At 34.3% G+C, this 23,842-nt stretch carries 18 protein-coding genes; all 18 read left to right on the plus strand.

The window, feature by feature from the left end; all coding sequences use genetic code 11:
* The first annotated feature begins 170 nt into the window (after positions 1-170).
* The 18 genes from BLQ66_RS02770 to BLQ66_RS02855 all read left to right on the plus strand — a co-directional run bounded on the left by BLQ66_RS02770 (position 171) and on the right by BLQ66_RS02855 (position 23,818).
* The gene (locus BLQ66_RS02770) at positions 171-3,995 is read left to right on the plus strand and encodes a VWA domain-containing protein (RefSeq protein WP_074520816.1); all 3,825 of its coding nucleotides are present in this window, start codon (positions 171-173) and stop codon (positions 3,993-3,995) included.
* Positions 3,996-4,501: 506 nt separating this feature from the next.
* Positions 4,502-7,990: a vWA domain-containing protein gene (locus BLQ66_RS02775; RefSeq protein WP_074520817.1), complete on the plus strand. Its 3,489-nt coding sequence runs from the start codon at positions 4,502-4,504 to the stop codon at positions 7,988-7,990.
* A gap of 385 nt (positions 7,991-8,375) precedes the next feature.
* Positions 8,376-9,872, plus strand: coding sequence for a hypothetical protein (locus tag BLQ66_RS02780; protein ID WP_074520818.1), 1,497 nt, complete (start codon positions 8,376-8,378; stop codon positions 9,870-9,872).
* A gap of 226 nt (positions 9,873-10,098) precedes the next feature.
* Positions 10,099-11,622 carry a UxaA family hydrolase gene (locus BLQ66_RS02785; RefSeq protein WP_074520819.1) on the plus strand — a complete coding sequence of 508 codons (1,524 nt, stop codon included), beginning with the start codon at positions 10,099-10,101 and terminating at the stop codon, positions 11,620-11,622.
* A 34-nt stretch (positions 11,623-11,656) separates the two neighbouring features.
* Positions 11,657-12,514 carry an aldo/keto reductase gene (locus BLQ66_RS02790; protein ID WP_074520820.1) on the plus strand — a complete coding sequence of 286 codons (858 nt, stop codon included), beginning with the start codon at positions 11,657-11,659 and terminating at the stop codon, positions 12,512-12,514.
* A gap of 269 nt (positions 12,515-12,783) precedes the next feature.
* Complete coding sequence (locus tag BLQ66_RS02795) at positions 12,784-13,323, plus strand: UBA domain-containing protein (protein ID WP_074520821.1); 540 nt, start codon at positions 12,784-12,786, stop codon at positions 13,321-13,323.
* Positions 13,324-13,383: 60 nt separating this feature from the next.
* The gene (locus BLQ66_RS02800; RefSeq protein WP_074520822.1) at positions 13,384-14,091 is read left to right on the plus strand and encodes a response regulator transcription factor; all 708 of its coding nucleotides are present in this window, start codon (positions 13,384-13,386) and stop codon (positions 14,089-14,091) included.
* A 3-nt stretch (positions 14,092-14,094) separates the two neighbouring features.
* Entirely contained in the window at positions 14,095-15,459 is a 1,365-nt protein-coding gene (locus BLQ66_RS02805; protein ID WP_074520823.1) for a sensor histidine kinase, read from the plus strand.
* A gap of 201 nt (positions 15,460-15,660) precedes the next feature.
* On the plus strand, positions 15,661-16,167 hold the full coding sequence (purE, locus tag BLQ66_RS02810) for a 5-(carboxyamino)imidazole ribonucleotide mutase (protein WP_027430331.1): 507 nt from the start codon (positions 15,661-15,663) through the stop codon (positions 16,165-16,167).
* Positions 16,168-16,320: 153 nt separating this feature from the next.
* On the plus strand, positions 16,321-17,346 hold the full coding sequence (gene purM, locus BLQ66_RS02815; protein WP_074520824.1) for a phosphoribosylformylglycinamidine cyclo-ligase: 1,026 nt from the start codon (positions 16,321-16,323) through the stop codon (positions 17,344-17,346).
* Positions 17,340-17,930, plus strand: a complete 591-nt coding sequence (gene purN / locus BLQ66_RS02820) for a phosphoribosylglycinamide formyltransferase (RefSeq protein WP_074520825.1) — start codon at positions 17,340-17,342, stop codon at positions 17,928-17,930. Before purM ends, purN begins: the two co-directional genes overlap by 7 nt.
* Positions 17,931-18,036: 106 nt before the next feature.
* Positions 18,037-19,314, plus strand: coding sequence for a phosphoribosylamine--glycine ligase (gene purD, locus BLQ66_RS02825; RefSeq protein ID WP_074520826.1), 1,278 nt, complete (start codon positions 18,037-18,039; stop codon positions 19,312-19,314).
* Positions 19,315-20,160: 846 nt separating this feature from the next.
* Positions 20,161-21,018: an ATP-binding cassette domain-containing protein gene (locus tag BLQ66_RS02830; RefSeq protein WP_074520827.1), complete on the plus strand. Its 858-nt coding sequence runs from the start codon at positions 20,161-20,163 to the stop codon at positions 21,016-21,018.
* Positions 21,018-21,671, plus strand: a complete 654-nt coding sequence (locus tag BLQ66_RS02835; RefSeq protein ID WP_074520828.1) for a hypothetical protein — start codon at positions 21,018-21,020, stop codon at positions 21,669-21,671. Before BLQ66_RS02830 ends, BLQ66_RS02835 begins: the two co-directional genes overlap by 1 nt.
* 10 nt (positions 21,672-21,681) lie before the next feature.
* Positions 21,682-22,056: a GntR family transcriptional regulator gene (locus tag BLQ66_RS02840; RefSeq protein ID WP_074520829.1), complete on the plus strand. Its 375-nt coding sequence runs from the start codon at positions 21,682-21,684 to the stop codon at positions 22,054-22,056.
* 37 nt (positions 22,057-22,093) lie between these two features.
* The gene (locus BLQ66_RS02845) at positions 22,094-22,762 is read left to right on the plus strand and encodes an ATP-binding cassette domain-containing protein (protein WP_074520830.1); all 669 of its coding nucleotides are present in this window, start codon (positions 22,094-22,096) and stop codon (positions 22,760-22,762) included.
* The gene (locus BLQ66_RS02850) at positions 22,749-23,279 is read left to right on the plus strand and encodes a hypothetical protein (protein ID WP_074520831.1); all 531 of its coding nucleotides are present in this window, start codon (positions 22,749-22,751) and stop codon (positions 23,277-23,279) included. The genes BLQ66_RS02845 and BLQ66_RS02850 overlap by 14 nt, the downstream gene beginning before the upstream one ends.
* Positions 23,280-23,392: 113 nt before the next feature.
* Positions 23,393-23,818, plus strand: coding sequence for a MarR family winged helix-turn-helix transcriptional regulator (locus tag BLQ66_RS02855; RefSeq protein WP_074520832.1), 426 nt, complete (start codon positions 23,393-23,395; stop codon positions 23,816-23,818).
* The last annotated feature ends 24 nt before the right edge of the window (positions 23,819-23,842 follow it).

A 23,842-nucleotide genomic window follows, 5' to 3' on the forward strand; every position in this document is an offset into this window, starting at 1 on the left:
GGTATGTTAAAAGAATAAACTCTATTATTATAATATATATCAAAAAAACAGTGACCTACAAAGTAATACAGATTAAATACTATTTGGGGAGTGATAATCCAGTGACTTTGTAGTACAAGAAAAGGAAGGTTTTAAGTCGACTAGAAAATCATATTAAGGAGGGTACATGTATGATTAAATTAGTAAAGAAATCAAAGGGCAAGAGAATATTGAGTTTTATACTAACGGCTATTTTAGTTCTTACTACAGTTTTTGGGGCTGTAGGAACTGTAGCACTGGCCGATGATGTTTCCGGAGGGACAAACGAAACAACAAGTTCAGAATTAAAATTGTCAAAGAAAGCAGAGCCTGTTGAAGGTGAAGAGAATACTTGGCAAATTACCTTAACAGCTTTAGGTAAGAATGCTGAATCTACAACAGAAGTAGTTATGGTAATTGATACATCAAATAGTATGGATGGTGATCGACTTGCTAATGTAAAGGAAGCAGCTAAAGCTGCAGCAGATGTATTACTTACTAATTCTTCAACTAAAGTTTCTCTTGTTACTTATAATTACAGCGCAGAATATCTTGGAGTATATGAAGAAAATGGTGAAGAAAATGATAAAGAAGCTTTAAAGAACGTTATTAGCAATTTATCAACTAGTGCTGGAACTAATATTAATGCGGGCTTATATGAGGCAAGAAAAAGACTAGAAAAATCAGACGCTGATAATAAGTATATTATGTTAATGACAGATGGTGACCCAACACGCAGTTATTCTATTAATACTATTAGTGTTGATTTAAGCAAGTATTATCATAATGGATTTTATTTAAAAACAAAGAAAAGAGTAATTGAGCCAGGTTCAAGTGAAAAGGTTGAAATAACATATTTAACTAATGTTTATGATTATGAAGTTACTTCTTTAGACTATAATTATTCAATCGGTTTTGATCCATATAATATGTCAAATGAATCTAGTAATTATACATTATATAGAGCAATTCCAGAAGGCCAGAATACATATAATGGATACACAATTAATTATGCAGAAATTCATGATTGCTGTACAAAAGCAGCGTATTATGAGGCAAATCTAATTAAAAATTCTGGTATACCTATTTATGGTATTGGGGTAGGATTTGATAATATGCCAGAGGTATTAGAAAACATTTCTTCAGGTGCTGGATATGCATATAATGCTCAGGATGATCCTGAAAGCATTAAAAATGTATTTGTTGATGTTGTAGGTTTAATTAGAAATGCAGCTGAGAATGCAGTAGTAACGGATCCTATGGGGACTGAATTTAATATTGTGGGGGATGCAACTAATACTAGTGATGTAACTCCATCACAGGGTACTATTAGTTATGATGAAGCAACTGACACAATTTCTTGGAATGCTGGAACAATTGTAGAAGGAGTAACTGCAACACTTACTTATAAGGTAACTGTTGATCCTGAATTATTTAATACAATGTCTGAAGATGAAGAATATGATACAAATAAGAGAACATACATAACATACATTAATAATCAAGGCGAAGCAGCAACACAGGATTTTGATATCCCTAAAGTACAAATCACAAAGCCATCTCTTAATGTAAGAATGGTAGAGGTAGATGATAACGGCGCAGTTGTACAGACATTTAGTGATAAGTATATTGATGTATATGGAAATTATGTAGATGAAAAGACAGAAGCAGCTGTTAATGTTGAAAGAACAATAACAGCAGAAGAAATATATGAGGATGAAAATGATAGATATGATTTAGTAGGAATTGATGTAAATGGAGTAACAACAACAGATAAAACTGTAAGTGTTACACCTACAATTAAAAAAGCTACTAATAAAGTAGTAATTAAGTATAAGAAGAAGACACAGGCAGATGTTACAATTAAGTATTATAAAGACTCTATTAATGAAAATAATAAGATTGGAGCTGATCTAGTATTAGAAAATCAGACTGTAGGAACAGATATTGAACTTACGGACAAACAAATAAATAATTATTTACCAGAAGGATACGCAGAGCCAGGTTCAGTTTCAGGAGCAACAGAAGTTTCATCTAAATCAGAAGAAAATATTGTGTATGTTGTTTACAGCACAAAAGCTGATGTAGGATATATCATTGAGTACTATAAAGATAGTACAGATGGTGAGCCATTTGAAAAAGATGAAGACAATTCAGCTACATTTGAAACAACAGTAACAATAACAGCTGATGAAATTAATGCAAAACAACCTGATGGTTATAAGGCTGGTACAGTAGTTGGAGATGATACAATTACAATTTCAGCTAATAAGGATGAAAATGTATTCAAGGTATTATATACAAAAGATTCATTTGATTATGTAATTAAGTATTATGTGGATGAAATAGTTGAGGATGAAGAAAGCCCTAACTATTTAGGTGTAAGTGATACAAGAAGCGCAGAATTTGGCTCTACAATAAGTGGATTAACAAGTGAGGATTTAAATGCTAAGAAGCCAGAAGGATATAAAGATGGTGTAATAAAAACAGCTACATTAACAATTACATCTAATGAAGCTAATAATGTAATTAAGGTATTATATACAAAAGATTCATTTGATTATGTAATTAAGTATTATGTGGATGAAATAAAAGATGATGAAGATCATTATTTAGGTGAAAGTACAACAAGAAGCGCAGAATTTGGCTCAACAATAAGTGAATTAACAAGTGAGGATTTAAATGATAAGAAGCCAGAACCTGTTGCGGGTTATCAAGATGGTACAACTAATAATTTACCACTCGTAATTACAACAGATGCTACAGCTAATGTAATTAAGGTATTATATTTAAGAGAAGTAATCGGATACGATATTCTCTACTATGTAGATGAAGTATCAGGTGATCCTATACAAACTGTTTCAGTAGATGCTAGCTTTGGAGATGCTATTGATGTATCAGATGCTTTAAATGCATATAAGCCAGAAGCAGGATATCTAGATGGTGAGGTTCAGCCTGGTAGTGCAACAGAAGTTACTGAAGTAAGAGATAATAACAAGGTAATTATTCTTTATAAGAAAGGTTCATATCCTTACACAGTAAAATACTATAAGGATGAAATTGATGAAGAGGGTAATAACCTATTAGGAACTGAAGAACATGACCCTGAAGAATTTGGAACAGTAATTAATGCAGCAGGTGTTAATGTAACATCATTTAAACCAGACGGTTATGAGGATGGTATAGTTGTATCAGGAGACTTAACAATTACAGCTAATGTAGAAGAAAATGTAATCAATGTAGTTTATAGTACAAAGTCAGATGTAGATTACACTATCGAATACTACAAGCAGGTTTATGTAGAAGGTACTGATACAATCAAAGAAGAAATGATTGTAGATCCAATTACAGGCACAGCAAAATTTGAAACACCAATTGAGTACATTCAATCAAATGGTACAACAAGATTTGCTACAACAGGAGAAACAGATAAGTTAACAGTAGATATCGGTGTTTACTTAGAAACAGGTTATAAGACAGAAGTTCTTGTTACAGGTCCAGAGGGTGATAAGCTTGGATTAGAAGACAATACAATTAAGATTGTATATCAGATTGAAAAGTACACAATCACTACTGAGTACTACTTCGATGATGAAATCGATGATAGCAAGACAACAACAACAGATCAGTATTATGACACAACAATTGATGAAGTAACACCAGAAGAAATTGCAGGCTACGAGGTAGATAGAATCGAATATCCAGATTCAGACACATTAACAGATGATGTAACAATCAAGGTATACTACAAGAAGATTGTAGAACCAGAAATTGCAGCAGATGAAGATGAAGTATTACCTCCAACACCAGAATTAGAACCAGAAATTGCAGCAGATGAAGAAATCGTTGAAGAAGTTGCAGCTGACATAACTCAGACAGGTGACACAAACAACATGATTATTTACTTCATAGCAATTATGTTATCAGCTGGTTGCCTAGCAATAACAGGTAACAAGTATTTTAAGAAGGAAGATTAATAATCAGCCTTTTTAAGATAAGAGTTAGATGTAGAAATACATTTGACAAAACATAATTAAGAAATTAATTATGTTACTAATTGGATATAGTGTACCCACACTTATATATATCCTCAAAAAAGGGGCCCTGCCAACAAGACGTTGGTGGGGTCTTTTTTATGTCGTTTTTGTGCAAAAAAGAATACAAAAAAGTTCATATTTAAACAGAATAAAACTATTTTTGAATAAAATTTACCAACTAGTACCATAATCCTATACACATAGTTCTAAAGATGTCTATTTTTTACAAATTGTATCCATAATAATACAATGTTAGCAACATTTTACTAGATATACCCACCATAAGAGGGTATAGGAAAATGTAAATAAAACGTATTATATTGTCTAGTCGGTAAGGTGAAGCTAGATGAGGGATATGGTTTATATTTTCACGATATAGGTCATAGGGAGACAAGAATTTAATATACTTTATTGATAAAAGCAACAAATCATATTTAGGAGGATATATGATAGGTATTACTAAGAAACATAAGAGTAAGAGAATTTTAAGCTTCATTCTATCAATGATTTTAGTTCTTTCAACTGCCCTCGGCGCAGCAGGAACAGTCGTATTAGCAGATGAAGCAACAACTAATGAGAAAGACGTAACTCTTAATAAGACAGCAAAGTTAGTCGATGGTAAGGAGAATACTTGGGATGTGACATTGTCACTTACGGGGGAAGAACCAGACATCACAGAAACTGAAGTGGTTTTTGTTATTGATGTTACAAAGAACGCTAAAGAATATATAAAATCTATTAAACAGGCTGCAAAAACAGCAGCAGAAAGTCTTTTGACAAATGAATATACAGTAGTTGATGTAGTTACTTATAGTGATAGTAAAGAATTAGAACCTACTGTGAAGTGTGAGAATTTAAATGAGTTGAATGCTGCAATTGATAATATTCAATTTAAAAATATCAAAGGCAAATTTATGCAGGCAGGAGTTCATGAAGCTAAAGAGATATTAGATCAATCAGCTGCAGATAACAAAGCAATTGTTCTTTTTTCTGATAGAAAGCCAACTTATGGTTATGAAATTGCTAGTATTAAAATCAATTTAGATAAATATTATAAGAATAAGAAATTTATAGAGAAAAAGCATTCATATTTTTCTCGAGGTTTTTCTCGATTTATAGAAGCTGACCAAGATTATGAGATAACAGCAATGAATTATGAGAAAAGAGTAGGTAAAGGTGATACATCAGAATTAGAAGCATATAGACCACTCGATAGTAACTATAATAAAACATCTAGTGGAGTAATGTATAATAAAGATATATTCATTAAAAATGTTTTAATAAAAGCAATGGAATATGAATCTTCACAGATTACAAAATCTGGATATTTATTATACAGTATTGGCAGTACAGACTCTAATAATGAAGCAGTTAAGGCTTTAGGAGATAATGTTACAAAAGAAATTAAAGCAAATGATACATCTGAAATTACAAATACATTTGTAGCTCTTGCAGGTAGCAAGAAAGAAATAACTAACGCTACAGTAACAGAAGTTGTTTCTGATAACTTCAACTTAGTAAATGCAAGTAACTTAACAGATTCTAATGGAAATCCTGTAATTTATGACGAAGCAACAAACACACTTACTTGGTCAGTAGATACAGTATCTTCAAAGCCTGCTACTTTAACTTATAGAGTAGAAGTTAAGAATGATAAGTTAGCTACTTTAGATAAGAACACAGATTATTCTATTAGTAAGACATCATCAATTAGTTATACTAATAAGAATGGTGCAACAATTAATGATGGTTTCCCAGAAGCAACAGTAAATGTTTCTAAGAGATCTATTAAGCTTAACTTCAATGTAGTTGATGAAAATGGCAATGTAATTACTACAAAAAAAGCTTCTGAGTATGTATCAGGTGATAATTCAAGATCAAGCGAATATAGCTTATTAACATATGCTAAAACATATGTTGTTAAGGCAGATGATTTTACATCTGATAATTATGTATTAAAGAGCATTGATTACAATGGTCATAATTATACAGATACAGATAAGGTCTCAGTAGTTTTAACTGCTGATAATTCAGAACAGGAAGTAACATTTAATTATTATAAGAAAGAAATGTCAAAAGTAACAGTTAATTACTATGAGAATTCATATAGTAAGGATGCTACACCAATTAACACTGAAACTATTGATTTACCAGTAGGTTCAAATGTAACATTAACAGCTGAGCAGATGTCAATGCATAAGCCAGATGGTTATGTGACACCAGCTGCTGTTGATAGCTCAAGTTCAACAGTTGTTACATTAGAAGATTACGAGACAGTTGTAAATGTGGTATATACAAAGGATTCATTCCCATATACAATTAAATATTATAAGGATGACTTATTAGATGATAAAGATCACTATTTAGGATCAGATCCTAAGGATGCAGTAGAATTTGAAACAGTAATTAAGGCAGAAGATGTTGATGTTACATTATATAAGCCAGATGGTTACGAAGATGGTGCAGTACAGTCAACTGATTTAAAAATCACATCTGATGCTGATAAGAATGTTATCAATGTCCTTTACTCAACAAAGGCAAAGATTGGATACGAAGTAAGATATTATCATGATTCAGTAGATGATTCGAATTATATTGATAAATATGTAAATGAAGAAGCAGTATTTGAAACAACAATTGATTTTGATGTAGATCTTCATAAGGGTGAAGGTTATAAATCAGGCGTAATTCAGTCTAATAGTGCAACAACAGTTACATCAGATAGAGACAATAATATTGTATATGTAGTATACGAAAAGGATTCATTCCCATACACAATTAACTACTACAAAAAGTCAGCTTCTGATGAAGAAGTAGAACTTGGAACAGTAACAGGAAGCGCAGTATTTGAGTCAACAATTGACGTAGACGTTAATGCTAAAAAGCCAACAGAAGGTTATAAGGAAGGCGTTATTGTAGAAGGAAATACAACAGTCAAAGCAGGAGAGAATGTAATTAAGGTAGTATACGATAGAGATACATTCGGCTACACAGTTAATTACTACAAGGATTCAGTTTCAGAAGATAATAAATTAGATACTGATCCAGCTTCACATGAAGCTTTATATGACACAGTAATTAAATCTGAAGATGTTGATTTAACAATGTTTAAGCCAGATGGTTACGAAGCAGGTGTAATTGAAACAGGTAACTTTACAATTACAGCAAATGAAGCTAACAATGTAATCAATGTAGTTTACAAGACTAAGTCAGATGTAGATTATACTATTGAATACTACAAGCAGGTATATAACGAAGATACTGATACAATCACAGAAGAAATGATTGGAGAGCCAGTAAAGTCAACAGCAAAATTTGAAACACCAATTGAGTACATTCAGTCAGATGGTGCAACAAGATTTGCCACAACAGGAGAAACAGATAAGCTTACTATTGACCTTGGTGCTTATTTAGAAGCAGGTTATAAGTCAGAAGTTCTTGTTACAGGTCCAGAGGGTGATAAGCTTGGATTAGAAGATAATACAATTAAGATTGTATATCAGCTTGAAAAGTATACAATCACTACTGAATACTACTTCGATGATGAAATCGATGATAGCATGACAACAACAACAGAACAGTACTTTGCTACAACAATTAATGAATTAACACCAGCTGCAGTAGAAGGCTATGAGTTAGCTACTGTTGAATATCCTGGGTCAGATACATTATCAGGAGATGTAACAATCAAGGTTAACTATAAGAAGCTTGTAGTACCTGAGGTTGCAGCAGACGAAGATACAGTAGTAGCGCCAGTTGCAGATACTGTAGTAGCACCAATTGCAGAAGTAGCAGCTGATGAAGATAGTGTTTCAGGCGAAATCACAGGAACATCAGATTCTAATGCAAATGTAATTTACTCAATCGCACTTATGCTTTTAGCAGGTTGTGTAGCAGTAGTAAGTTTCAAGAAGTCTTCAAAGGAAGAAAACTAATTAGAACTTTCTAGAGAACTAAATTATAAATTAGGCCCTTGCCACTTTATGTGGCAAGGGCTTTTTTAACGCAGTCGGAGTACAAGCTCCGACTGCGTTAAACGCTCCGCGAGGATGCGCACGGATTCGGACAGGAATTTGTCTGCAGTAGGAACATCAGCCATTAGAATTTTGCTTCGCAAAATTAGGCTGACGCTAAGTAGCAAACACGGAGTGTTTGCTACATTTGAAGCAGACCCGAATCCGGCGCGCAAGACTCGCGAGCGAGTCTTGATTTGCTAATATTTTTTAATACTAGTTGAATATCAATTAAATTAGTAATAATATATAAATTAATATGAGTGAAAGTAATATAACAATATTATTAATGAGGGGAGAATTTTATATGAAATTATTATTTAGGGGAAGCAGATTAAAAAGAGTGGCATTAACTATCTGCTCTTTTATTTTGATGCTTACAACTGTATTAGCTATTGATTTACAGCTATCAAAAGAAGATGTATTAGCAGCAAAGAAGGCAGAGAAATACATTGATTCAAGCTACGACATTGAATTGATAAATGAAGAAGAGATGATTTATCAAATCCAGATTAATCTAAATAAGAAAAGCAATAAGGCAAGTCAGAAAATATCCATTAATGATTTTCAAGCTTACATTGATGCAGATATGTTTACTTATTCTAATATAGATGGGGATTCTATAAAGATGACTATTAATGGAACAGAATACTCTAATGAAGAGCTAAAGCTTTTAAACACTTATGGCTATTCAAAGAAGGATGAGAAAATAAGCATTAGAGACATTGATGCGTTTGATAATCTAAAGATCACATTTACTATAACACCTATTGATAAGGAAAAGATGAAGGCCGGGGAGACCAACCTTTACAAGACGCTTAAGGTCTCATATAAATATAACTATAAAGAAAGCGGGAAAAGTAAGACACAAAAGAGTGATAAAACATTTTCCATAAATCCCGTTAATAGTATGAAAGTGGCTTACTACAGGGATAAGATTAGCAATGAAAAAGATATTCACTTTGATTACATCTATTACAAGGGAACAGAAAATATTCCTAATGTAAAGGTGGGCAAGGTCTTTAATGCAGACACAATCAATTGCGATAAGCACCGCGATTTGTCTAAGACTATCGGGGAGGACGTGGATGTTATAATTATCGGCAACACTGATGTTTATCCCAATTATTTAACTTACGGTGTTACAGGCCCAAACATTGATAATAATATCGTAACGGTTTTGTATAGATACAAGTATCCCTACGAGGTGGATTATTTCCTTGAAGGGGAGAGTGAGGCAAGCTATATAGTAAAGGCTTCAAGCTATCTAGATGCGGACATTCCATACATGGATAAGGCAAGCGAGCTCGTAAAGTATTCTAAAGCTTTTGAAAATGTAGACGAAGAGGGAACTGTAGAATTATTAGGCACAGGTAAAGTTAGCAAGAATGAAGAAAGCAATAAAGTGAAGGTTACTTTTAAGAAGTCAGAAGCACAGACACAGTCAGAGCCAGAAGCAGCGACAAATCAAGATACCACACAGTCAGAGCAAACCAATCCTGAGGGGGAAGTTGCTGCAAATGAGGATGACATTTTAAAAGATGAAACTGCAGGTGTTGAGGCTGAAGGTGAAGTGGCTATGGAGGTTGCAGCTGAGGAAGTAGATGTCTATGTGGAAGAGAATCAAGTTGCTAGTGCCAAAACAAAGGCAACTTATGAAGTGGCAGCAGATACATCTCAGGTAGGTGATTCAAATGCTACAAGAATGAATCTTTTATTCATAATTAGCATTTTAGCAACTATGGCTGCTGTAGCAGTTTTAGTATATGAGAAAGTAAATGCTAATTATCATAAAGAAAATTAAGAAAGAGATATTAGAGGAAGTAAATAGATAGTAAATTTAAGGCTCATCAAGAAAATTGGTGGGTCTTTTTTCTTTGCAAAACATTTCACTTGGGATTTCATAATTTGCAAAATTGTAGATTTTTTTCAAAAGAAGAGAGGATATTTGTTTTATATGCCTATGGTTTTTAAGATTTTAGAAAACTAAAATTATAAATGAGCAAAAAATAAAGGATTGGAGGAACTACATGGAAAAACAAAAGCTATACGTTAAAATTAACCATAAAGATAACGTAGCTATTGCCCTTAAGGATTTAACTGCCGGCACTGAAATTATGGATGGCGTTGTGACACAATGTGATATTCCACAGGCCCATAAAATTGCCTTAGTTGATTTAAAAAAGGGTGAAAGTGTTTATCGCTATGGAGTAGAACTAGGTAGAGTAAAAGAAGATACTAAAGCTGGTTCGTGGATAAATGAGTATTCCCTTGAATTACCTGAAAGACCTAGTGTAGAGGACATGGAATGGGGAACTAATTTAAAGAAAAAAGAGGATTTGCCAGATCCTATAAGAAAGACATGGCTTGGATATAAAAATAAGACAGGCCCTGCAGGAACTAAAAATATACTTGGTATTAACACAACAGTACAGTGTACAGCAGGTGTTTTAAAGGTTGCAGTTCAGAAACTAAAGCAGGAATTACTTCCTAATTATCCAAATGTAGATGATATTGTAGCAGTTACACATCCATACGGCTGCGGTGTGGCAATTAATGCTAAAGATGCATTTTTACCTATTAGAGCTGTAAGAAACTTAATTCATCATCCTAATTTTGGTGGTGAAATAATGGTTGTTGGACTTGGCTGTGAGAAATTAACATTTGATAAAGTATTAACTCCTGAGGAGAATACTCCTGAAAATGTATTAGTGCTTCAAGACTACGATGGTTACGAGCCTATGATGAAGGCAATTTTTGATATGGCTAAAACTAAACTTGAACGCTTAAATAAAAGAAAGCGTGAAGAATTACCACTATCAGACCTACTTGTTGGTATGCAGTGTGGCGGTTCTGATGCATTTTCTGGTGTAACAGCTAATCCAAGTGCAGGATATGCTGCAGATATGCTAGTTAAGGGTGGCGCAACTGTAATGTTTTCTGAAATTACAGAGTTTAGAGATGGCGTACATATGCTAGCTGCAAGATGTGTAGACAAGGAAGCTAGAGATAAATTAGCTAAGGAAGTTTCTTGGTATGATAATTACCTTGAAACAGGAAAGGTAGATAGAGATGCTAACCCAACACCAGGTAATAAGGCTGGTGGCCTATCTAATATTGTAGAAAAGGCTATGGGAAGTATTGCTAAATCAGGTACATCACCAATCGTTGAGGTTATTGGACCTGCTCAAAAGCCAACTAAGAAGGGTTTAATCTGTGCATGTACACCAGCAAGTGATATCGTTTGTGGACCATCACAGCTTGCATCAGGAATTGGCTTACAGGTATTTATGACAGGACGAGGCACACCTTATGGACTTGAGATTTCTCCTGTAATTAAGGTATGTTCCCGTAATGAAATGAAGAAAAAGTGGATTGACTTAATTGACATTTCAGCCGGTGATGTGGCAACAGGTGAAAAGACAATTGCAGAAGTTGGTTGCGAAATCTTTAATATGATTATTGATGTAGCAAGTGGAATTAAGAAGCCTTATAGCGATGTTTGGGGCTTCCACAATGACCTATGCATCTTTAACCCAGCACCTATTACATAAAATAATGATACAATATAAATAGGAGGTATGGACAATGAAATATGAAGATTTAAAATTAAAGGATGGCTCAACATTTCCTAAACTAGGTCTTGGTACTTGGTATTTAGGGGAGACACCATCAACTTATGAAGAGGAGAAAAATGCCATAATTACAGGTATTAAAGAAGGTATTAAACTTATTGATACAGCAGAAATGTATGGTAATGGTTTATCAGAACAATTAGTAGGTGATGCAATTAAGGATTTTAATAGAGATGATTTATATTTAGTTTCTAAAGTCCTACCATCTAATGCAGGTGGAAGAAAGCTTGAAAAAAGCCTTGATGCAACCCTTAAGCGTTTAGGAACAGATCATCTTGATTGTTATTTATACCATTGGCGCGGATCATTTCCTCTTGATGAAACAGTAGATAGAATGGAGGAAATGGTAGAAAAGGGTAAAATCCTTCGTTGGGGTGTATCTAATTTTGATACAGCTGATATGGAAGAGTTACTTGAGGTTCCTAATGGCCGTAACTGTGTTGTAAATCAGGTTTTATATCATCTAGGTTCTAGAGGTATAGAATATGACCTATTGCCTTATATGAAAGAAGAGGGCATTGGAGTAATGGCATATTGTCCACTAGCCCAGGGTGGTAGCCTAAGAAGACAGTTAATGTCAAATGCTACACTACAGGAAGTGGCTAAAAAATATGATATTAGCGTAATGCAGCTCCTTCTTGCATTTGTAATGCATATTGATAATGTATCTGCAATTCCACGTTCAGGAAATGCAAGTCATGTTTTGGCAAATGCTAAAATGAGGGATATTGTACTATCTGACGAGGATTATAAGCTTGTTTCAAGCCAGTTCCCAGCACCAAATCACAAAACATTTTTAGATGTGGTGTAAGAGCTATTAAAGTGTTATAGAAGTAACTAATGCAAAAAAGAATATTTAGATTAAAGATAAGATTAGGAAATGCTTACTGCATTTCTTAATCTTATTTTAATCTTAGTTACATTTGACTTTAATTTAATTCTTGTATTCTATAATCAAGTTAAGGATATGAAATTCCACAAGCTAAAGAGTAGTGCACACTCTTTAACTAATTAAAGAAAATTATAGACATAACTTCTAGGGAATATTAAAATTAATTATAGAATAAAGGAGATATCATTATGGATAAGTTAGAGAAAGTTGAAAAGATAATTGAAAAGACAGGGGTTAGTTATGAGGATGCTAAAAATGCCCTTGATCAGTGCAACGACGACATTCTAGATGCCATTTGCTTGCTTGAAAAGGAGGGCAAGATTAAGAATAGTTACACAGCAAGTTATACAAGCTTTCCAGGTGGTAATGAAACAGATGAGAAATTTGCTAAGGCACAAGCAGATTACGAGAAGTCAGTCAAGGAAGAAAAATTTAGTGACATATTATCAAGCTTCTTTAAATGGACTAAGAAAATGGTAGATAAGAGCTTTAAGATTTGCCTCTTAGTTAAAAGACGCGGGGCAGAGCTTGCAAAGATTCCACTATTTTTCTTCTTGGTATTAATAATTTTAGGCTTCTGGTTTTTCGTTCCAGTTCTAATTATTGGCTTATTCTTTGAGTGTAGATATAGTTTTGTTGGGTTAAATTCTGAAAAAGTAGACATAAATGATGTATGCGACAAAATGGCTGATGGCGTGGATGATTTTAAGAAGAATATCAACAAGTAATTAATAAGTAATTGATAATTGATAAATAAGTAATAAACAGATTAGAAAAGGGTTTTGATTATGAGTAAGTTGCTAATTATAGAAGATGAAGTAAAGATCGCTCGATTTGTGGAGCTAGAATTAAAACATGAAGGCTATGAGGTGGATTCCTCAACGGATGGCAGAGAAGGGCTTGAGAAGGCACTTACAGGCAATTTCGATTTAATTTTGCTAGACATTATGTTGCCAGGCCTTAATGGCCTTGAGGTTTTGCGCCGCATAAGAGCTAACAATATTAAAACTCCTGTGATTATGTTAACTGCTAGAGATGCAGTAATGGACAAGGTTTCAGGCCTTGATGCAGGAGCCGATGACTACATAACAAAGCCCTTTGCTATTGAAGAGCTGCTAGCAAGAATTCGTGTAAGCCTTAAGCACAATAGCTTTTCAGAAAATGTGACAAATACGGGACATACAAAAGAAAAGCTAGATGTTACATTTTCAATAAAAGGAGTAGATTTAAGCGTGCCAAGACACGAGGTTAGGGTAAAAGGGGATGTAGTGGAGCTTACTAATAGGGAGTTTGAACTATTAAAGACTCTAATGGAGAATAAAAATATCGTCCTAAACCGCGAGCAGCTTCTAAACAAAGTCTGCGGATACGACTATATGGGGGAAACTAACATAATTGATGTCTATATCCGTTACTTAAGAACTAAAATTGATGACAAATACCAGATAAAGCTAATCCAGACCATTCGTGGTGTGGGTTACGCAATAAAGGAATAGAATATGGAAAACAAGAAGAATAAAAAGACCACATCTATTGCAAGAAAGATAAATTGGAAAATATGGCTACAATCAGTAAAACATCTAATTATCATGGATATCGCTATACTTGTAGTTAGTTTTTTTGTATTTATCTACACCGGCCTAGAGGCCTCAGGGCTAAATGTCTACGATGTGGTTAACAAGGTGACAAACTATGAGCAGGAAGTTAATGCCATTAGGATTAATAGGGATGATAGCGGAAACTTCTATAACAGCGCTTATTTATATGTAAATGTAACTTTTAACGATGATAGAGGAACTAAAGAATACAGATATTACATTAGGGATTTTTATAATCCATTTCGTTTGATGGCATGTGTTTGTCTAGTAGCGGAGCTTATTTACATTTTACAGATGACTCTTAATACAAGAAGAATTAGAAAGTCCCTTAGGCCCTTTAACGAGTTGGCTATTAAGGCAGAGGCTTTGGCAAATGGAACGAATGCCGATAGTCTTGAACATCTAGAAAAGGTGCTAATGCAGGCAGATGAGTCGGTTACATCTATAAAAACAGGCGACAAAGATCTTGAGAGCCTAGAGATAGCCTTAAATAGTTTGATTACTAAGATTCAGGAAGCAAAGAAAAGTCAGGTGCGATTTGTATCGGATGCCTCTCATGAGCTTAGAACCCCAATCGCAGTAATTCAGGGCTATGTAAATATGCTTGATAGATGGGGCAAAGACGACCCAGAGATATTAAATGAAGCGGTGGAGGCTCTAAAAAATGAGTCAGACCACATGAAGGAACTTATTGAGCAGCTTCTCTTCCTTGCAAGAGGTGATAGTGGCAGAAATAGCCTAAACAGGCGGGATTTCTTTTTTGAGGAAATGTTACATGAGCTTTGGGAAGAGTCTCTTATGATTGATGAAAAGCATCAGTACAAATTAGATAACTGTGAGGCTATAGAGGAAGTGATAGCAAGGGCTGATGGCCTTAGTGATGAAGCAAGAGATAGGCTTTATGAGATACATTTTCATAAATATAATGGAGATTATGGCATGCTAAAGCAGGCGGCTAGAATCTTCTTATCTAATGCGGCTAAGTACTCAGGGGAAGGCTCAACTATTAGGCTTTCCTATTATGAAAATGCAGAAACGGCCTTTAAGGGTTTCTTAATCCAGGATGAGGGAATCGGCATGAAGGCTAGTGAAGTAGGACATATCTTTGAGAGATTTTATAGAACCGATGGGGTTAGAAATTCGGAAACTGGCGGCACAGGACTTGGTCTTTCTATAGCAAAGTGGATAGTGGATGCCCATGAGGGCAGGATTGATGTCCTTTCAAGAGAAGAGTTTGGAACTAGGTTTATGATAAGCTTTCCTTAGTTATCTTGACTTTGATTGAAATTGATTGCAAATAATCAGATAATGCCCCGGGTTTTACCTTGACGGTCATTGTAAAAGCAAGTAAAATATTATGGTGTTTTGAGGTTTTGATAATCCGCAAGAATTATTAACAAAATCACAAAACACCATATTTTGTCATTTAGACGATAAATTTTATAAAAATTAGGAGGAACGAAGACTATGGCATTAGTTGGAATTGTCATGGGTAGTGATTCTGATATGCCTGTTATGGCTAAGGCAGCAGACATCCTTGAGAAGTTCGGCATTTCATATGAGATGACAATTATCTCAGCCCACAGAGAACCTGACGTATTTTTTGATTACGCAAAGACTGCAGAGGAGAAAGGATTTAAAGTAATTATTGCAGGAGCAGGTATGGCAGCTCATTTACCGGGTATGTGCGCGGCTATTTTCCCTATGCCAGTTATTGGTATCCCAATGCATACAACTTCCCTCGGCGGAAGAGATTCGCTATATTCAATCGTACAGATGCCTTCAGGCATTCCAGTTGCAACTGTTGCAATTAATGGTGGTGCTAATGCAGGTATTCTCGCTGCTAAGATCTTAGCTACATCTGATTCACAATTATTATCAAAGTTAAAAGATTATACTAAAGAGATGAAGGAAGGCGTTCAGGCTAAAGACGCTAAACTACAGGAAGTAGGATATAAGAATTACACAAAGTAATTTACGATAAGTGATTTATAATAAGTAATTTAGGGTAGATTACAGTTGGCAATTTAAAAGGTAATTTACACAAAGAGATTTGTGTGAATGATAGACACATTTGCTTAAAGCTTAGGCAAATAAAAAATTATTTATAAAGAATGAGGTATGAAAATGGATTACAAAAAGTCTGGTGTTGATATTGAGGCAGGTTACAAGGCAGTAGAGCTTATGAAGGAGCACGTTGCTAAGACAATGAGACCTGAGGTACTTGGTGGTCTTGGTGGTTTCTCAGGAGCATTTTCTTTAGAGAAGTTCAAGGGAATGGAAAAGCCTACATTAGTTTCAGGTACAGATGGTGTTGGTACAAAGCTTAAGATTGCTTTCACACTTGATAAGCATGATACAGTAGGTATTGACTGTGTTGCTATGTGTGTTAACGATATTGCTTGTGCAGGTGGAGAGCCTTTATTCTTCCTTGACTATGTTGCTTGCGGTAAGAATGAACCTGAAAAGATTGCAACAATCGTTAAGGGTGTAGCTGAAGGATGTCTTCAGTCTGAATGTGCACTTATTGGTGGTGAAACAGCTGAAATGCCAGGTTTCTATCCAGTTGATGAATACGATTTAGCTGGTTTTGCAGTTGGTATCGTTGATGAGAAGGATTTAATTACAGGTAAGGACATTAAGGCTGGTGACACACTTATTGGTATTACATCAAGCGGTGTTCACTCAAACGGTTTCTCACTTGTACGTTCAGTATTTACAATTACAGAGGAATCTCTTAACACATACTATGACTCACTTGGTAAGACATTAGGAGAAGCATTAATTGCTCCAACTAAGATTTATGTTAAGGCTTTGAAGAGCGTTAAGAATGCTGGCGTTAAGATTAAGGGCTGTTCTCATATTACTGGTGGCGGTTTCTATGAAAATATCCCAAGAATGCTTCACGATGGTGTAAGAGCTGTAGTTAAGAAGGATTCTTATGAAGTACCAGCAATCTTTAAGATGCTTCAGAATGATGGCGACATCGAAGAAAAGATGATGTATAACACATTCAACATGGGTATTGGTATGGTTCTTGCAGTAGATCCAGCTGATGCAGGTAAGACATTAGAGGCTTTAAAGGCAGCAGGCGAAGAAGCTTATGTAATCGGTCAGATTGAAGCAGGAGAGAAGGGAGTTACTGTATGCTAAGAGTTACAGTCTTAGTTTCAGGTGGCGGAACTAATCTTCAGGCTATTATAGATTCAGTTAACAATGGAACAATTAAGAACACAAAGCTTGTAGGTGTTATTTCTAATAACGCAGGGGCTTATGCACTTGAGAGAGCTAAGAAGGCGGATATTCCAGCTTTTGTAATCTCTCCTAAGGACTACGAATCAAGAGAAATCTTTAATGATGCTCTTTTAGCTAAGGTTAAGGAACTTGATACAGATTTAGTAGTACTTGCTGGTTTCTTAGTTAGAATTCCAGAAAAGATGGTTCATGAATATTCTCATAGAATCATCAACATCCATCCATCACTTATTCCATCATTTTGTGGAGTAGGTTACTACGGACTTAAGGTTCATGAAGCAGCACTTGCTAAGGGTGTTAAGGTTTCAGGTGCTACAGTTCACTTTGTAGATGAAGGCATGGATACAGGAGAAATCATTTTCCAAAAGGCTGTTGAGGTTAAGGAAGATGACACTCCAGAAACTTTACAAAGAAGAATAATGGAAGAGGCTGAATGGAAGTTACTTCCAGCAGCAATTAATAAGATAGCTTTGAATAGTTAACCTGTGTTTAGGTTAATTTACGGGGCCAAAGGCTTTGGCCTTTGACCCCTATTTTTAAGTAAAATCTTTTGTTTAAATCAAAATCGGAATTTGGGAAGGAAAAATTATGAAGGTTTTAGTTGTAGGTAGCGGCGGAAGAGAGCATGCAATTTGTTGGAAATTATCTAAGAGTGCTAAGGTTGATAAGATTTATTGTGCACCTGGTAATGCAGGTATTGCAGGCCTTGCTGAATGCGTTGATATTAAGGCAATGGAATTTGAAAAGCTAGTAGCATTTGCTAAGGAAAAGGAAATTGACCTTACAGTAATCGGAATGGATGATCCTTTAGTTGGCGGTATCGTTGATGAATTTGAAAAGGAAGGTCTTAGAGTATTCGGACCTAGAAAGAATGCAGCAATCCTTGAGGGTAGCAAGGCATTTTCAAAGGACTTAATGAAGAAATATAACATTCCAACAGCGGCTTATGAAACATTTAATTCAGCAGATGCAGCTAAGAAATACTTAGAAGAAGAGGCAGAATTCCCAATTGTACTAAAGGCTGATGGCTTGGCTTTAGGTAAGGGTGTTTTAATCTGTGAAACTAAGGAAGAGGCTCTAGCTGGTGTTGATGAACTTATGCTTGATAAGAAGTTTGGTTCAGCTGGTGATAGAATTGTCATTGAAGAATTTATGACTGGTCGTGAAGTTTCAGTTCTTTCTTTCGTTGATGGTAAGACTATTAAGATTATGGCTTCAGCTCAGGACCACAAGAGAGCTAAGGATAACGACGAAGGCTTAAATACAGGCGGTATGGGTAACTTCTGTCCATCACCTTTCTATACAGATGAAGTTGATGACTTCTGCAAGAAGTATGTATATCAGGCAACTGTAGATGCTATGGCTAAGGAAGGCAGAGAATTCAAGGGAGTTATCTTCTTTGGTCTTATGCTTACACCAAAGGGACCAAGAGTATTAGAGTATAATGCAAGATTTGGTGATCCAGAAGCTCAGGTTGTTCTTCCAAGAATGAAGAATGATATTGTGGATGTATTTGAAGCTTGTATCGATGGAACACTTGATAAGATTGACTTAGAGTTTGTTGATGATGCTTGTGTTTGTGTAGTTTTAGCATCAGATGGCTATCCAGTTTCATACAAGAAGGGCTTTGAAATCAAGGGTATGGAGAAGTTTGAAGGAAAGGATGACTACATCCTTTTCCATGCTGGAACTAAGTTTAATGAAGAAGGCAAGATCGTTACAAACGGTGGTAGAGTTCTTGGTGTAACAGCTCTTGGCAGTAGCCTTAAGGAAGCAAGACGTAAGGCTTATGAGGCAACTGAGTGGGTTGAGTTTGAGAACAAGTACATGAGAACTGATATAGCTAAGGCTGTAGAGAATATGTAATAAAGGCTTTTTGTGAGAGTGGCTGCAAGGCAGCCACTCTTTTTTTATTGGGCTGAGGAGTAGTGTGAGTTGGGGTTTGTTTGGGAGTGAAGTGGGGACTGGGAGTTGCTGTGTCCTTGGGCGTGAAGGGGGGATAGGGGTTGCTGTGTGTTTGAACTGAAGTGTGACTGGAAATTCTTGCAGGCAATTTAGCGAGTTTCCCTTTTTACCTGTATTGGGGAAGTTGTTGTTTTGGGGTGATACAGTCAATTGGCTATATTTATAGAATTGGGGGTATCAAACTTGCTTTAATTTTTTAACAGTTACGGGTAAAGGAAGAAAAAAGTAAATATAACTGTAGTGGGGTAATGAAAAGAATTTAATAAGCTACGGGTAATCCTAAAAAATTGATAAGTTGATTGTAGAGGAACTAATCCAACTTGCTAATTAGTACTGAAAGAATACAGTTAATTTGTGGGTTTTAAAGGATTGACTGTATAGTGAACCGAAAAGCCCTATAGGCCAATACATTCAAATAAGAATTCTTGGTGAATTACCTGTAGGACTTAAAAATCTTAAACTTTCTCTCATACAGTCAACTAAAGAAAAATAATGCTTTACCTGTAATACTTAAGAAACCTTTTGAATTAAAAAATCAAAGAACGGTCATTGACGACATATGGAAAAAAGGACACCCCCGAAAAAAACCCACCACACCATCTCAAAATCAATTTCCCCAATCCCCTTGACATATCTGTTTATAGAGTGTATATATTAATATATACAGTAGATGTACACAGCGAATACAGCTGTTAGAAATTGCAGCATTTGCTGCAATATCTACTACACAAACAAGAAGGAGTTTATATGATAGAAATTAGGGATTTAAAGAAGAAGCTTGGTTCTATGGAGCTTAATATGTCTCTTACAATTCCAGAAGGCTATATATGTGGTCTTATTGGTAGGAATGGTTCTGGTAAGACAAGCTTGCTTAATTTAATAACAGGTTTAATGAGTCCGGATGAGGGCAAAGTAGTAATAGATGGATTAGAATATGATAAAGATAACAAGGGAATTTATAGTAGAATCGCATTAGTATCTGAAGATGGTTTATTAGATGAGTTATGTTCAGCTAGGGAGAATGGCCTTCTTTATGGGAGATATTATACAGGATTTAACATGACTAGTTTTCTATGTTTACTTAATAAGTATAGAGTTAATCCTAATATTGCTATTGATAAGTTATCAAGAGGTGAGAAGTTAAAAGTACAGTTTGCCTTTGCAATTAGTACAAGGCCTAAATATTTAATTCTCGATGAGCCATCAGCTAACTTTGATCCAGAATTTAAGAAGGCATTTCATGAAGAAATAAATAAGTTAATGTCAGATGGAAAACATACAGTTATATTTGCAACTCATATAACTTCTGAAATAGATAGATTAGGAGATTATTTATTATTCATACATGAAGGAAAGAAAGTCTTTATGGGAGATTTGGAAAGCTTTAGAGATAAGTATAAGTTAGCAGTAGGAGAAGAATTCTATATAGATAGATTAACGAAGGAAGCACTTTTATCAAAGGAAGTAAATAACTATTCTACAAGAGCTATGTTTGATATGGACTTAATTAATATAGATTTAGATGAAAGATACATGAATCATTTAGAATTTAGCCCAGCAACAATTGAAGACTTTATGTATTTTTATACCAAGGAGGCTAATTAATGAAAGAAAAATTAAGAGTATATTTATCAGGATTTAAATTAAGAAAAATACTTTATGATCGTGGCCTTGGAATTTGCTTTATATGGCTAATAATAGTTATAGATAGAATGAATGAATATGGTGATGAATTTTTTTCAAACTCAGTGCTTTTAGGTTTATTTGGGGCACTATTACCCATGTTTTTAATTGTAGCTTCTATGTTTTTTCACAAAATAAACTATGACAAGGTATTTTATCTTTTGCCAATGACATTAGAAGAGAGAAGAAAAACCATAGTATCTAATTATTTATTTACTGTATTGATACATTTAATTATAGGAATTATTCCTTTATGCTTTGTTTTAATAATGGCTAGAGTAAACATTTTTACAGCAACTTTTATGCTATTAAACGTGATAATTTTAAGTTTTATGATTATACCAAAGGGCTTTAATGAATATGTTTCCGTAAGATTTGTAATGGTGGTTGTAGCATGTTTTATAACTCAACTAATTGAGGTGGATATGTTTTATGAAACAAGAATATCAGTGCATGTGTTTATGTGGCTTATAATGTGTATTTTCATTATACCAATGGCTTATAGCTGTAAGAAAAAAATAATAGAAGAATTTGATTATGCCATGACTTATAAAGAAATAAAAAAGGCTAAGTAGAGGTGATTATATGGATTTGACAATAAAGATATATCCCCAAGGCACTCTTGCAATTTACGAGCAGATAGTGATGCAGTTAAAGAATGCCATAGTTTCAGGGAATTTAAAGGCAAATGAAGCACTACCTTCAATTAGACGCCTTGCCGCAGATTTAGGCGTAAGCGTTATTACAACAAAAAGAGCTTATGAAGAACTTGAAAAGGAAGGGCTTGTAAGGTCAGTAGCAGGAAAAGGCTTTTATGTATGTGAATATAATACAGATTATTTAAAGGAGAAACAGCTTATGACAATTGAGAAAATGACACAAGAAGTTATAGCAGAAGCTAAGGCTGCAGGACTAAGCCTAGAGGACTTTCTTGAAATGATAAAGGCACTTTATGACTAAGGACTTTGAATAAATCAGTATAAAAGGATAGGATATTATGAATAAGATACTTGAACTTAAAAATGTAACTGTTAAAAATAAGAAATTCAAATTAGAAAATATAAATTTTGCCCTTGAAAAAGGTTATGTTTACGGCCTAGTTGGTGAAAATGGTGCAGGTAAATCTACTCTTCTTAAATCCATTTATTTTGAAAACTGGCCATACAAGGGAGATGTTTTATTTTCCGGATTTGATATAAAGAAGAATAGAAGATCCGCAATGGATAAGATAGGCTATATTTCAGAAGATTTTAGCTTTATAGATGATAGAAGTATGGCTGAAAATGCTAGACTTTTTTCTATGGCCTATAGTGATTTTGATAAGGAAATATGGGAAGAAATGACAAAGAAATTAGGAATTAATTTAAACACTAATTATATGGATTATTCTAGAGGTGAAAAGATAAAAGCCCAGTTAGCTTTTGCATTTGCCCACAAGGCAGAATTATTAATTATGGATGAAGCAAGTGCAGGTCTTGATGCAGTTTTCAAAAAGGAAATGTATGACTTAATTAGAGAGGGCTTAGTTGATAGCTTAACAGTTTTATTAACTAGTCATGATTATGAAGAAATTAAGAGAAATACTGATTTCTTCGCAGTAATTAAAGATGGAGTTTTAGGTGAATTTAAAGAAAATATAGAGGAGGCGGCAGATGAATATCTTTAAAAATAAAGAAATGTGTGAGATTGAAGATTTTATAGAAAAAGTTAATGAGAAGGCTAGTTATAAGCTCATTCAAAGAATTCTAGCTTATGTATTCACTAGTTTTTTTATTATAATTTCTCTTATATTTGTGTGCTCTACAGAAGAGCTAGGTGTTATGTTTATTGTAACTTATATGTTTTATTATTTGGGGAAAATGTTTTTTACTAACTATAAAAGAGTTATTATGCGTGATAGGAACTCTTCGGTTCAGCAACTAAGATTATATAAAGTAAACACAATACATCAGTTGATTTTATTATCGCCTTTTAGCATTAAGAACTATATAAAATTATGCCTTTATAATACAGTGAAAGTTATATTATGGACATCTTTAGTTTTCTTTTTACTATTAGGATTCTATTTCCTTACTGGTGCAGTTACTATTTATCCTATGAGGCTATTAATGTTTCTTTTTGTAAATGTATTGCTTCTTGTTATGGAGTTAGTAGACAATCTTATTATAAAATTTGCAAATTAAAAGACTTGACTTAAGTCCGAAACCGTACTAATATAAATGGTACGGTTTCGGACTTTTTGTTTTAGTTAAAGAAATCGGCTAGGAAGAATCTTTAAAGGAGGATTTATAAGAATATGGAAGTTAAATTTAAAAAACTCAATGAACTTTTTGGTAAGACTGATATAGCTTATCATGAAGCGTCTAAGAAATTAGGACTATCAGATAGTTATTTTAATATATTATATGTGCTTTACGAGATGGGAGATGGTTTAAGCCAGAAGGAAATTTGTGATATTACAGGTCTTACTAAGTCAACGGTTAACACGGCGATAAAGAAGATGGAAGTTGATGGCTTGCTTAAATTACAAGCTATTGATGGTAAGAAGTTTGGATTATATTTAAGTCCTAGTGGAAAGATATTACAAAAAGATACTGTAGTAAAGATTATTCAGATTGAAAATGAAATCTATGATAGCTGGACTAAAGAAGAACGAGAATTAATGGAAAGATTAAATGAAGATTTCTTAGTGCAGTTTAAGAAGAAAGTGGAAAAATTATAAACTAAGTTTTGAATAAAAATGACT

Source organism: Lachnospira pectinoschiza, from assembly GCF_900103815.1.
Lineage (GTDB): Bacteria > Bacillota > Clostridia > Lachnospirales > Lachnospiraceae > Lachnospira > Lachnospira pectinoschiza_B.

Coding starts and splice junctions, on each gene's coding strand:
- BLQ66_RS02845 (WP_074520830.1), top strand. CDS start 22,094: ATGAATAAGATACTTGAACTTAAAAATGTAACTGTTAAAAATAAGAAA.
- BLQ66_RS02805 (WP_074520823.1), top strand. CDS start 14,095: ATGGAAAACAAGAAGAATAAAAAGACCACATCTATTGCAAGAAAGATA.
- purE (WP_027430331.1), top strand. CDS start 15,661: ATGGCATTAGTTGGAATTGTCATGGGTAGTGATTCTGATATGCCTGTT.
- purD (WP_074520826.1), top strand. CDS start 18,037: ATGAAGGTTTTAGTTGTAGGTAGCGGCGGAAGAGAGCATGCAATTTGT.
- BLQ66_RS02850 (WP_074520831.1), top strand. CDS start 22,749: ATGAATATCTTTAAAAATAAAGAAATGTGTGAGATTGAAGATTTTATA.
- purN (WP_074520825.1), top strand. CDS start 17,340: ATGCTAAGAGTTACAGTCTTAGTTTCAGGTGGCGGAACTAATCTTCAG.
- BLQ66_RS02785 (WP_074520819.1), top strand. CDS start 10,099: ATGGAAAAACAAAAGCTATACGTTAAAATTAACCATAAAGATAACGTA.
- BLQ66_RS02840 (WP_074520829.1), top strand. CDS start 21,682: ATGGATTTGACAATAAAGATATATCCCCAAGGCACTCTTGCAATTTAC.
- BLQ66_RS02780 (WP_074520818.1), top strand. CDS start 8,376: ATGAAATTATTATTTAGGGGAAGCAGATTAAAAAGAGTGGCATTAACT.
- BLQ66_RS02835 (WP_074520828.1), top strand. CDS start 21,018: ATGAAAGAAAAATTAAGAGTATATTTATCAGGATTTAAATTAAGAAAA.
- BLQ66_RS02775 (WP_074520817.1), top strand. CDS start 4,502: ATGATAGGTATTACTAAGAAACATAAGAGTAAGAGAATTTTAAGCTTC.
- BLQ66_RS02800 (WP_074520822.1), top strand. CDS start 13,384: ATGAGTAAGTTGCTAATTATAGAAGATGAAGTAAAGATCGCTCGATTT.
- BLQ66_RS02770 (WP_074520816.1), top strand. CDS start 171: ATGATTAAATTAGTAAAGAAATCAAAGGGCAAGAGAATATTGAGTTTT.
- BLQ66_RS02855 (WP_074520832.1), top strand. CDS start 23,393: ATGGAAGTTAAATTTAAAAAACTCAATGAACTTTTTGGTAAGACTGAT.
- purM (WP_074520824.1), top strand. CDS start 16,321: ATGGATTACAAAAAGTCTGGTGTTGATATTGAGGCAGGTTACAAGGCA.
- BLQ66_RS02830 (WP_074520827.1), top strand. CDS start 20,161: ATGATAGAAATTAGGGATTTAAAGAAGAAGCTTGGTTCTATGGAGCTT.
- BLQ66_RS02795 (WP_074520821.1), top strand. CDS start 12,784: ATGGATAAGTTAGAGAAAGTTGAAAAGATAATTGAAAAGACAGGGGTT.
- BLQ66_RS02790 (WP_074520820.1), top strand. CDS start 11,657: ATGAAATATGAAGATTTAAAATTAAAGGATGGCTCAACATTTCCTAAA.